The following is a 12240-nucleotide window of genomic DNA, read 5'->3' on the forward strand; positions in this document are numbered from 1 at the left end:
ACGGGCCGTCGGACAGGAACCGTCAGGCGCGGGCCATCAGGCGCAGGCCGTCAGGCACGGACCGTCAGGCCTTCCGCCGCCGCACCGCGATGACCGCCGCGCCCAGCAGGCAGGCGACGGCGGCGGTGACATAGGCGAGGTGGTAGCCGGCGAGCTGGTCCGCGCTCGTCGCCGCGACCAGGACCATCACCGCCACGCCCACGCTGGCGCCGATCTGCTGCGTCACGACGTTCACCGCGCCGGCGACGCCCTGCTGCCGCTCCGGCACCCCGGACAGGCCGGCGGAGGTCATCGACGGGAAGTTCAGCCCCTGGCCGACGCCGCTGACCACCAGGCCGGGCAGCACGTGCAGCACATAGGAACCGTCCTGCGGCGTACCCAGCCACAGCCCGGTGCCCACCCCGATCAGGACGAGGCCGACGGCCATCAGCGTCCGCGGGGAGTACACGGCCAGCAGCCGGCCGGTGGCGAAGTTGGCGGTGAGGAACACCGCCAGGGACATCGGCACCAGGGCGATGCCGGACTCGAAGGGCGAGTAGTGCAGCATCCCCTGCAGGTACAGCGGCGCGAAGAACAGCATTCCGACCGAGCCCGTGTACTGGAGGAAGGCCGCCAGGCTCGCCTCCCGCACCGAGGCGATCCGGAACAGGCCGAGCGGCAGCACCGGGTCGGCGGTGCGGCGCTCCCGCAGGACGAACAGCACCAGGCAGAGCACCGCCGCGCCCAGCACGATCCACGCCGTCGCGCCGCCGGTGCTGACGCCGACGACGAGCAGGGTGAGGCCCAGGGTGCCGGTGATCGCGCCGGGCAGGTCCAGCCCGCCGCGGTGTCCGGCGCCGTCGGGCAGTCCGATCCGCGTCGCGCCGAGCACGCCGAGGCCCAGGACCACCGAGAACCAGAGCACCGAGCGCCAGCCGAGGAACTCGGTCAGGACGCCGCCCAGCAGCACCCCGCCGCTGAAGCTCGCGGCGCCGACGGCCGCGTACACCCCGAAGGCCCGGTTGCGGGCCGGACCGGCCGGAAACGTGTCGGTGAGCAGGGCCAGCGCGGCCGGCCCCGACAGGGCGGCGCCGATCCCCTGGACGGCCCGCGCCCCCAGCAGCACCACGGTGTTCGGGGCCACCGCGCCGACCAGCGCGGACACGGTGAACAGGGCGACGCCGACCTCGAACACCCGTCGCCGCCCGAGGACGTCGGCGAGCCGACCACCCACCAGCAGGAAGCCGGCGAAGGTGACGGCGTAGGCGGTCATGACCCACTGGAGCGTGCTCTCGCCCAGGTGGAAGCGTTCCCCGACGGACGGCAGTGCCGCGTTGAGCACGCCGAGGCCGCTCACGTCCAGGGCCAGTGCCCCGGCCAGCACCCCGAGGGCGAGTCCGGGCCGGCGAACCGTTCCCGCTAAGGAACCGTCGGCATCGGCCGACGGCGTGTCAAGATTCTCAACTGCCATGCGGTCAGCTTGCATTGGTCGATCATCGACTGTCCACCCCGCCCGGCGCGCATGATACCGGGCGTCCGGGGCGCCCGAGACCGCCGGCGGCTCCCGAGGAGATCGAATCGGACACTTTGTCGATCAAATCCCGCCACCGCTTCAACCGGACGTCGAAATGCGCAATCCTGGAGCCCATGAACGCGTAGTCGAAACACTTCTCCGCACCAGCGGGCGGATGAGGACACCCGAGCCGCGGAATCCCCGGCAGCGAAAGAAGCCGGCAGTACGGCCGGCCAGAGCCGAACGCGTCGGCGAGAATTCCACAGTGAGCCGCTGATCGGTGAGCCGCTGAATAGCGGCCCACTCGAACAACCCCGAAGCCCCTGACCCTCACCCCCGTACCGCCGCGTCGCGGTCGGCGCTTCGAGCCCTTCTTCCTGCCGCGAGAGGAGCAGCGATGCCCGACCGCACGCCCATTCATGTCATGCCCACCCCCAGGGCCTCGCCCGTCGGGCGCCTGCCGTCCCAGGCGTCCACGCATGCCCTCGCGGACCGGTCCGACCACGGCACCGTCCGTCCGCGCCCTGCCCTCGACGTGCCGCGGAAAGCCCGGAACGTGCACCGCCTGCGGTCCCCCGGAGCCGTCCGGGCGGGCTGATCCGGCGCCGCCCGGGCCCCGGCTCCCGTTCGTTTCACCGGCTTTCCCGTCCCCCCGGGCACGGAGGCCGGAAAAACCCTTCCCGTCCGCATGCCGCGCGCCCGCCCCACGGCGCGACCGGTGCGGCGGAGGGCCCTTTCACGCCGTTTCCCCCTGCCCATTTCCGGCTGCCCGGATATCCGCCTCCCCCACCGGGCAGCCGTGAATCCCCACCCGTCATTCCATCCGCCCTGCTGAGGGAGTCGCCATGCCCCAAGAGCGCGCAGCGCGCGACATAGCCGCCGTCACGGATTTCCTGTCGGCCCGTTTTGCCGAACTGCTGGACCTGTCCGCGGACGCGGTGGACCGCTGGGCGCCGATGCACCGGTACGGGCTGGACTCGCTGAGGTCCGTGACGCTCGCGGCCTCGCTCTCCGAGTACCTCGGCCGACAGGTTCCGGCCACCTGGATGTGGCAGTACCCGACCCTCGACGCGCTGGCCCACGCCCTCGTCGAGGGCCCCCGGGCGGCGGAGCCCGCCCCGGGCACCGGGCGCCGCGCGCCCTCGCAGGAACCCGTCGCGGTCGTGGGCATCGGCTGCCGGTTCCCGGGCGGACCGGACCCGTCCGCGTTCTGGAAGCTGCTGGTCGACGGCGGCGACGCCGTCGGACCGGTGCCGGCCGCACGCCGCGAACTGCTCAGGGACCGGGCACGCTGGGGCGGGTTCATCGACGGCATCGACCGGTTCGACCCGCTGTTCTTCGGCATCTCGCCCCGCGAGGCCGTCCAGATGGACCCGCAGCAGCGCCTCGTCCTGGAACTGTGCTGGGAGGCGCTGGAGGACGCGGGCATCGCGCCGCACAGCCTCGCCGGCAGCGACACCGGCGTGTTCATGGCCTCCTGCTGGGGCGACTACGCCGCCCTGGCGCACTACCGCGGCCCCGACGCGCAGATCACCCCGCACACCGCGACCGGCATGCACGACGGCATCATCGCCAACCGGGTCTCCTACGTCCTCGGCCTGCAGGGCCCGAGCATGGCCATCGACTCGGCCTGCGCCGGCTCGCTCATCTCCGTGCACGTGGGCTGCCAGTCGATCCGACTCGGCGAGAGCGACCTCGTGCTCGCCGGCGGCGTGAACCTCAGCTTCGTCTCCGACTACTACACCGCCATGGACCAGATGGGCGCGCTCGCCCCCGACGGCCGCTGCAAGTCCTTCGACGCCCGGGCCGACGGCTACGTCCGCGGCGAGGGCGCCGGCGTCGTGGTGCTCGCCCCGCTGAGCGTGGCACTCGAACGCGACCTGCCGGTGTACTGCCTGATCAAGGGCAGCTCCTCCAACAACGACGGCCTCAGCAACGGCATGACGGCGCCGAACCCCCAGGCGCAGGAGAAGATGCTGCGCACCGCCTACCAGCGGGCCGGCATCGCCCCGCACCTCGTGGACTACATCGAGTGCCACGGCTCCGCGACACCGCTCGGCGACCCGATCGAGGCCAACGCCATCGGCGCGGTCCTCGGCGGCGACCGCCGTTCGGAGCCGCTGCGGCTCGGCTCCGTCAAGTCCAACGTCGGCCACCTGGAGGCGGCCGCCGGCATCGTCGGCCTGGTCAAGCTCGCGATGTCGATGCGCAACGGCGTGCTGCCGCCGAGCCTGCACTACACCGCGCCGAACCCGCAGATCCTCTTCGACGAGTACAACCTCAGCGTCCAGGACCGGCTGGAGCCCTGGCCGCGGCGCTCCGACGCCCGTCGCGGCGGCGTCAGCTCGTTCGGGTTCGGCGGCTCGATCTGCCACCTCGCCGTGGAGGAACTGCCGCGCCCCGAGGCCTCGTTGCTGCTGCTGGCCGCGGACTCCCGGGAGGCGCTGGCCGAGCAGGCCCGGGCGCTGCGCGACGCGACCGACCTGCGCGCGCTCTGCCGCCGCACCCCCGGCGACGGCCCGTTCCGGCTCGCCGCCACCGCCCGCGACACGGCCGAACTCCGCAGCGCGCTGGACGCCTTCGGCAGCGGGGCTTCGGCCCCCGGGCTGAGCACCGGGGAAGCCACCGGCCGCCGGCCCCGGATCGCGTTCCTGTTCTCCGGCAACGGCTCCCAGTGGGTCGGCATGGGCCGCCAACTCCTCGCCGGCCAGCCCGTGTTCCGCCGCTCCCTGATGAAGTCCGACCGGCGGATGCGGGAGCTGCTGGGCTTCTCCCCGGTCGAGCAGCTGCTGGCCGCCGACGGCCGTCTCGACGACATGGACGTCTTCCAGCCGCTGCTGTTCTCGCTTCAGGTCGCGCTGGCCGAGACCTGGCGCTCGCTGGGAGTGGAGCCGGACGTCGTCGTGGGCCAGAGCGTCGGCGAGTTCGCCGCCTCCCACATCGCCGGCGCCCTCGACTTCGACGACGCCTCCCGGCTGGCCGCCCACCACGGCCGGCTCCTCCAACTGCTGGCCGTGGGCCGCGGCGAGGGCATCGTGGTGATGACCCCCGCGGAGGAGGTACGGCCGCACCTGACCGGCGGGCTCACCCTCTCCGGCCACAACGGCCTGAGCTCCACGCTCGTCACCGGCACCCCGCAGGAGATCGACGACCTCGTCCGGCGGCTGACCGAGGCGGGCGTCACCAACCACCGGGTGCGGATGGGCCACGCCCCGCACTCCCCGCTGGTCGACCACGTGCTCGCCCCGCTGAAGGTCGAGCTCGACGGCATCAGGCCGCGCAGCACCCGCATCCCGATGATCTCGACGGTCACCGGCGAGCTCGTGGACGGCGCCGAGCTCGGACCGGACTACTGGGCGGACAACCTGCGCCGGGAGATCCGGGTGGTCGACGCCCTGACCAGGCTGCGCGACCACGACGTCGACGCGGTGGTCGAGCTCAGCCCGCACCCCCTGCTGCTCAAGTCGGTGTCGGAGATCCTGCCCGCGACCACCCTGCCCTCGATGCGGCGCGGCGCCGACGAGGCCTCGACCCTGCTCGGCTCGCTCGGCGCCCTCTTCACCGCCGGACTGCCCGTCGCCGCCCACCCGTTCCTGGCCGGCGACCGCGGGCGCCACACCGCGCCGGGCCGGGTCGCCCCCGCCGCACCGGGCCAGGCCGGTGGCGGTACGGCCGACGGGCAGCCGCACCTGGTGCCCGTCAGCGCCCGGACCGCGGGCGCGCTCGCCGACACCTGCCGCGAACTGTCCAACCACGTCGAGCGCCACCCCGACCTGCGAGTCTCCGACCTCGCCTACACCCTGGGCGCCCGGCGCAGCCACCACGGCCACCGGATCGCGCTGTTCGCCCGCGACCGGCAGGACGTCCTGGACGGACTCGCCCGGGTCGCCGCCGGCCGGCCGCACCCCGACGTCCTCACCGGCACCGTCTCCGGCAACGCCGACCGCCGGGTGGCGCTGGTCTTCTCCGGCGGCGGCACCCAGTGGGTCGGCATGGGCCGCGAACTGCTGCGCTCGCACGCCGGCTTCCGCGGCCGGATGCACGCCTGCGACGCCGCCGTGCGCGCGGCCGGCGGCTTCTCGGTGCTCGACCACCTCGCCGCCCCGGCCGAGGAGGCCAGGTACGAGGAGATGGACTTCCAGCAGCCGGTGCTGTTCGCCCTGCAGGTCGCGCTGGCGCAGGTCTGGCTCGACCTCGGCATCGAGCCGACGGCCGTCGTCGGGCACAGCCTGGGCGAGGTCGCGGCCGCCTGCGTGGCCGGCGCGCTGTCCCTGGAGGACGCCGCCCGGGTCGTGGTCGCCCGCTCGCACCTGCTGGAGCGCAAGGCCGCCGCCGGCGCCATGGTCTCCGTCGACCTGCCGGAGGCCGAACTGCTGCCGCGGCTCGCCCCCTACGCCGAGCGCGCGGCGATCGCCGTGGTCAACAGCCCGACCAGCGCGGCGGTCTCCGGCTCCCCCGAGGCCGTCGACGCCCTGGAGGCGGAGCTCCTCCGGGACGGGATCTCCGTGCGCCGGATCCGGGTCGAACGGCCGGTGCACAGCCCCGGCATGGACCCGCTGACCGAGCCGCTGCGCGAGGCCCTCGACGGCATCACCCCGCTGACGCCCGGCATCCCCTTCCACTCCACGGCCCTGGCCGGCGCGGTGAACCCGGTCGCCGACGTCGACTACTGGGTGCACAACCTGCGCGACCAGGTCCGCTTCGCCGAGACGATCGGCGCACTGGTCGACCGGGGCGTCTCCACCTTCGTCGAGATCGGCCCGCACGAGACGCTGCGCGGCGCGGTCGAGGAGATCGGGCTCGCCCGCGGCGCCCGGGTGCACGCCGTCAACTCCCTGCGGCGCGAGGAGAGCGACGTCCGCTGCCTGCTGGGCGCCGCCGCCTCGCTGTACGTCAGGGGCCTGCCGCTGGCCTTCGACTCCCTCTTCACCGACGACGTCGAGCTCGTGGAGACCCCGCTCGTCCAGTGGCAGAAGGAGCGCTACTGGATCGACACCGAACCCCTCCGCGACGCCGCGCCTGCCCACGCCGCCGGGACCGTGCCCGCGACCGCCGCGCCGGCGGTCACCGCGACCACGACGGCTACCGCTCCGGCCGAGGCCCAACCGTCCGGGAGCCCCGCGGAGGCGGACCGGCCGGTGGCCGAGCTCGTCCTCGCCGAACTCGCCGACGCGCTGGGCGTGGCGGTGGACAGGTTCGACGAGAACGCCGGGCTGCGCGACTTCGGCCTGGACTCGATGCTGGCGATCCGCCTCGTCAACCGGATGCAGTCCGTGCTCGGGCACCGGGTGTCGCCGGTGGTGTTCCTGGACGGCCGCTCCATCGCCGAGGTCGTCGCCCACTTCGTCGGCCTCGCCGAAGCACCGGCCGTGCCCACACCGGCCCCGACGGCTCCGACGGCTCCGACGGCTCCGGTGACCCCGGCCGCCCCGGCGGCTCCCGTCCGGGCCCCCGGGGCCGCGCCCGACGCCGCGCCCCAGCGGTCCTTCCTCGACGAGCTCTCCGAACTGGACGCCGAGGAACTGCTGGAGGAGCTGGACGCCCGCGGGTTCCTGGAGGCCACCGACGCCCCGGCCCTGGAACAGCTGCGCGCCGACGGCCTCGGCCTCGAACTGGCCCCGGCCTCGCACGGCCAGGCCTCCCTCTGGTTCATGCAGATGGTCGCCCCGGAGGCCGTGCCCTACAACTTCATGGTGACCGCCCGGATCCGGGCCGCCGTCGACGAGGAGGCCCTGGAGCGCGCCGTCCTGGCCGTGCTGGACCGCCACCCCGCGCTGCGCACCGTCTTCGTGGAGGCCGGCGGCAGCCCGTACCAGGTGATCCTGGACGAGCCGGTGTACGAGTTCGTCGTGGCGGACACCTCCGGCCTGGACGACGAGCAGGCCCGCGAGGAACTGGCCGCGTACGGGCACGAGCCGCTGGACATGGACAACGGGCCGCTGGTGCGGATCGTCCTGCTGCGGCGCGGCCCCGCCGACCACTACCTGCTGGTGCTCGTCCACCACATCGCCTCGGACGCGGCCTCGGCCGACGTGATGATCCGCGAGCTCCAGGAGTACTACGAGGGCGCCGACCCCGCCCTCGACGCACCGGTCGCCCCGTACACCGAGTTCGTCGCGTGGGAGCGCGAGTGGCTGGCCGGCCCGGCGGCCGAGGCGGCCCTGGACTGGTGGTCCCGCAAGCTCGCCGACCCGCCCGCCCACCTCGACCTCTCCGACAAGGAGCGCCCGCCCGGCGTCACCTACGAGGGCCGGGACGTCGCGTTCCGCTGGAGCGCCGAAGAGACGGCTCTGCTGCGGGAGTTCGCGGTCCGCGAGGGGGTGTCGATCAGCACCGTGGTGCTGGCGGGCTTCTTCGCCACGCTCAACCGCGCGGCCGGAACCGAGGATTCGGTGCTGGCCACCGCCATCGCCCAACGGGCCGAGCCCGGCTGGGAGTCCGCCATCGGCTACTACCTGAACACCGTGCTGGTCCGGGCGAACCCGGCCGCCGACCGCGGCTTCCGCGAGCTGCTGCGCGAGGTCCACGCCTTCTCCCTCGGCCTGCTGGAGCACATGAACTACCCCCTCGACCTGCTGGCCTCCCAGCTGAAGCCGCCGCGCGCCGAGGGCCGCTCCCCGTGGTTCGACGTGGTGGTCAACTGGCTCTCCTCGGAGGCCTTCCCGCGCTCCGTGAAGCTCTTCCACGGCGTCGGCGAGACCCTCACCCCGGACGGCGCGCTGCCGCTCGAACCGCTCCAGGTGCGCCGGCACCTGGCCAAGTTCGACCTGGAGATCTCGATGGCCGACATCGACGGCAGGGTGGCCGGCCACGTCCAGTTCAAGCCGGACTACCTGGAGCGGCGGACCGTGACGGCACTGCTCGCGCTGTACCGCACCGTGCTGTTCGACTCGATCGCCCAACCCGACCTGGCCCTCGGCGCCATCGCGCCGGCCGGCCTCCCCGAGGAGACGGACCAATGACCGACACCCTGCACGCCGAGTTCGCCGCCCAAGCCGTCAAGAACCCCGACGCGACCGCGGTGTACTCCGACACCGGCGTCCTGACCTACGGCGAACTGGACGAGCGCTCCCGCGTGTTGGCCGAACGGCTGGCCGCCGACGGCGCGGGCCCCGGCGTCCCGGTCGGCATCTGCGTCGAGCGCACCCCGGACCTGCTCGTCGCCGTCCTGGCCGTCCTGCGCACCGGCGCCTGCTACCTGCCGCTGGACCCGAACTACCCCGCCGACCGGCTGACCTTCATGGTCCGCGACAGCGGCACCCGCCTGCTGCTCACCACGCCCGCCTCCCGGGCCAGTTGCCCGCCCGGCCCGACGCTGGTCGTGCTCGGGCCGACCGTGACGACCGAGCCCGGCGCGAAGCCCGCGGCGGTCGTCCCCGACGACACCGCGTACGTCATCTACACCTCGGGCTCGACCGGCACGCCCAAGGGCGTGGCCGTCCGGCACTCCGGCGCGGTGGCGATGCTCGCCGAGATGGACCGGGTCCTGGAGGGCTGCGACCTGAGCGGCGTCTCGGCGGCCAGCTCGGTCTGCTTCGACATGTCCGTGATGGAGGTCTTCAACGCGCTGTGCCGCGGCGGCGCCGTCGTGCTCGTCGAGAGCGCCGTGCACCTGCCGGAGAGCCGGTACGCGGACCGGATCACCCATCTGACCGTCGTCCCGTCGGTCATGAACGGGCTGCTCGACGCGGGCGCCGTGCCGCCGAACGTGCGCTCCATCGTGTTCGGCGGCGAGGCCCTGCGCCGCAAACTGGTGGACCGGGCCTACCGGGAGACCGGCGCCGTACGGGTGTTCAACGCCTACGGCCCCACCGAGGGCACCGTCTTCTGCTCCTTCGGGCCGGTGCCCGAGGACGGCGAGGACGAGCCGACCATCGGCCCGCCGACCACCACCGACGTGGTCTACGTACTCGACGAGGACCTGCGGCCGCTCCCGGTCGGCGAGTCCGGCGAGCTCTACCTCGGCGGCACCGGCCTCGCGCACGGCTACGTCAACCGGCCGCGCACCACCGCCGAGCGCTTCGTCCCCGACCCGTTCCGCGAGGGCGAGCGGATGTACCGCACCGGGGACCTCGTCCGGTTCACCGCGAGCGGCGAGCTCCGGTTCCTCGGCCGCTCCGACCACCAGGTCAAGCTGCGCGGCTACCGGATCGAACTGGAGGAGGTCGAGGCCCGGCTGACCGCCTGCCCCGAGGTGCGGGAGGCCGCCGCCACCGTCCGGGGCAACCGCCTGGTCGGTTACGTCGTACCCGCGGGCGACGGCGCCGCCCCCTCGAACGGCACGGCGCAGGACGGCGCGGCGCAGGACGGCACGCTCCCCGAGGCGGCGATCCGCGCCGCCGTCACCGGCCGCCTCGCCGCCGAACTGCCCGACTACATGGTGCCCGCGGCGCTGGTCCTCCTGCCCGCCCTCCCCCTGGGCCCCGGCGGGAAGCTCGACCGCGACGCGCTGCCCGAACCGCCGGCCGCCGCCACCGACGGGCCGCTGACCGCCGCGAGCACGCCCACCGAGGTGGCGCTGTCCGAGATCTGGGGCCAGCTGCTCGACCTCGAACCGTCGACCATCGACGTGCAGTCCGCCTTCTACGACCTCGGCGGCGACTCGCTGCTGCTGGTCCGCCTCGCCCGGCTGATGACCCGACGCTTCGACCGCCGCGTCCGCGTGCCCGACCTCTTCAGCTTCCGCGACATCGCCTCCCTCGCCCGCTGGCTCGACGACGAGAGCGGCGCCACCCCCGAGGTGGTCCAGTCGGCCCGCGAGCGCGCGAGCGCCCGCCGGGCCGCCCTGCGCGGCCGCGGCGGCCGCGGCACCGGAACCAGCCCCACCGGCACCAGCGGAACCAGCACCGGAACCAGCACCGGAACCGGCACCACCGACGCCGGCACCACCGGCCGCTGAATCCGGCCGAGTCCCCCTCCCCACACCGAGCGGCAGGAGCCTTCCCATGACCGACAGCCCCGAACAGGACTACGACCCGGGCGACGTGGCCGTCATCGGCATGTCCCTGCGGGCGCCGGGAGCCCGCACCAAGGAGCAGTTCTGGGACAACCTCGTCCACGGCCGGGAGTCCGTCTCCTTCCTCGCCAAGGACGACATCCACGTCGACGAGACCCTGATCCACAGCCCGTTCTACGTACGGGCCTGCGGCGTGCTCGACACGTACGACAAGTTCGACCCGTCGGTGTTCGGCATCAGCGACCGGATGGCCGCCGCGATGACCCCGGAGAACCGGCTGTACCTGGAGAGCGCCTGGGAGTCGCTGGAGGACGGCGGCTACGACCCCGACCGGCTCACGGCCGAGATCGGCATGTACGGCGCCAACAACCCGCAGACCGCCGCGCTCTACAGCTCCCCGCCGGACCGGGTGTCGGTCGGCCCGGAGGCGATCGAGGCCAGCCTGGCGTGGTCGCCGGACACCATGACCTCCAACGCCCTCTACTACATGGGGCTCACCGGCGAGGCCGTCACCGTCGCCGCCGTCTGCGCGGGCTTCCACTACGCGGTGCACCTGGCCTGCCAGTCGCTGCTGCTCGGCCAGAGCGACATGGCGATCGCCGGCGGCTCGATGGTCCGCCTGCCGCACCCCCGGGGCCACCTCTGGGAGGAGAACCGCATCCTGTCGAGGGACGGCCACTGCCGCCCGTTCGACGCCAACGGCACCGGCACCGCGCTGTCCAGCGGTGTCGTCACCGTGCTGCTGAAGCCGCTGGGCCGGGCCGTCGCCGACCGCGACCACGTCTACGCCGTGGTCCGGGGCTCCGCCGTCAACAACAACGGCGTCAGCGCGATGGCATACGGCCTGGCCCAGCCCGAGCGGCTGAGCGCCTGCATCGCCGCCGCCATGGAGGTGGGCGGCGTCACCCCGGACACCGTGTCCATGTACGAGGCCAACGGCCTGGGCCTGCCGGTGACCGACGAGCTCGAAGTGCACGCCGCCACCATGGCGTTCGGCAAGCAGACCGCGACCACCTCGATCGGCGGGGTCAAGGGCAACGTGGGCCACGGCGGCGTGGTCTCCGGCGGCTTCGGCGCGGTCAAGGCCGCGCTGGCGCTGTACCACCGGACACTCCCCGCGACCATCAACCTGACCGAGGTCAACCAGGACCTCGACTTCCCCGCCACCCCCTTCGTCCCGCAGATCGAGGGCGCGGACTGGGAGCCGGAGGCCGGCATCCGCCGCGCGGGCGTCACCTCCATCGGCGGCGGCGGCTACAACGCCCACCTGCTGCTGGAGGAGGCGCCGGCGCCCGCCCGGCGCGCCCCCGAGGCGGCGGGCAGGCCGAGGCTGGCCACCCTGTCCGCGATGGACGACGACGCGCTGGCCCGTCAGCGCGCCCGGCTCCGGGAGCGGCTGGAGGCCGACCCGGGCCTGCGCCTGGACGACGTCTGCTACACCCTCAACCTCGGCCGCAAGGTGATGGGCCGTCGGTGGGCGGCCGTGGTCCGCAGCCGCGAGGAACTGATCGCCGCGCTGTCCGACGAGGCCGGCGCCGCCTCCGCCACCTCGACCGTCACCACCGCGTCGACCGCCGCCGCCCCGCGCGCGGACGCGGGCGCCTTCACCCGCAACGACCGCGGGATCCTGCCCGCCGGGCGGGACGCCGAGGCGCTCGCCGCCCTGGCCGCCGCCTGGGTGACCGGCCTACAGGTGGACTTCGAGGCGCTGCACCTCGGGGAGGACGGCCGCCGGGTGCCGCTGCCCACCTACCCGTTCCAGCCCCGCCGGTTCTGGCGTACGGACTGGTGA

General features: G+C 73.9%; 4 protein-coding genes. 3 read left to right on the forward strand and 1 reads right to left on the reverse strand.

Going from position 1 to position 12240, the window contains the following annotated elements; translation table 11 throughout:
• Window positions 1–64: 64 nt before the first annotated feature.
• Window positions 65–1363 (reverse strand): MFS transporter, encoded by a 1299-nt coding sequence (locus tag ACWD4P_RS08225; RefSeq protein ID WP_449778994.1) that lies wholly within the window; start codon window positions 1361–1363, stop codon window positions 65–67.
• A gap of 974 nt (window positions 1364–2337) precedes the next feature.
• Between ACWD4P_RS08225 and ACWD4P_RS08230 the strand changes: the two genes are divergently transcribed.
• Genes ACWD4P_RS08230 through ACWD4P_RS08240 form a run of 3 tightly spaced genes read left to right on the forward strand, consistent with a single transcriptional unit; the run spans window position 2338 to window position 12240 of the window.
• Window positions 2338–8454 (forward strand): acyltransferase domain-containing protein, encoded by a 6117-nt coding sequence (locus ACWD4P_RS08230; protein WP_449778995.1) that lies wholly within the window; start codon window positions 2338–2340, stop codon window positions 8452–8454.
• Complete coding sequence (locus ACWD4P_RS08235) at window positions 8451–10391, forward strand: non-ribosomal peptide synthetase (RefSeq protein ID WP_449778996.1); 1941 nt, start codon at window positions 8451–8453, stop codon at window positions 10389–10391. The genes ACWD4P_RS08230 and ACWD4P_RS08235 overlap by 4 nt, the downstream gene beginning before the upstream one ends.
• A 46-nt stretch (window positions 10392–10437) precedes the next feature.
• The gene (locus ACWD4P_RS08240) at window positions 10438–12240 is read left to right on the forward strand and encodes a beta-ketoacyl synthase N-terminal-like domain-containing protein (RefSeq protein WP_449778997.1); all 1803 of its coding nucleotides are present in this window, start codon (window positions 10438–10440) and stop codon (window positions 12238–12240) included.

The sequence above is a fragment of the Kitasatospora sp. NPDC002543 genome, from assembly GCF_053594915.1.

What these genes read in the sequence shown, in the direction of transcription:
- ACWD4P_RS08230 (WP_449778995.1), top strand. Translation starts at nt 2,338, where the DNA reads ATGCCCCAAGAGCGCGCAGCGCGCGACATAGCCGCCGTCACGGATTTC.
- ACWD4P_RS08235 (WP_449778996.1), top strand. Translation starts at nt 8,451, where the DNA reads ATGACCGACACCCTGCACGCCGAGTTCGCCGCCCAAGCCGTCAAGAAC.
- ACWD4P_RS08240 (WP_449778997.1), top strand. Translation starts at nt 10,438, where the DNA reads ATGACCGACAGCCCCGAACAGGACTACGACCCGGGCGACGTGGCCGTC.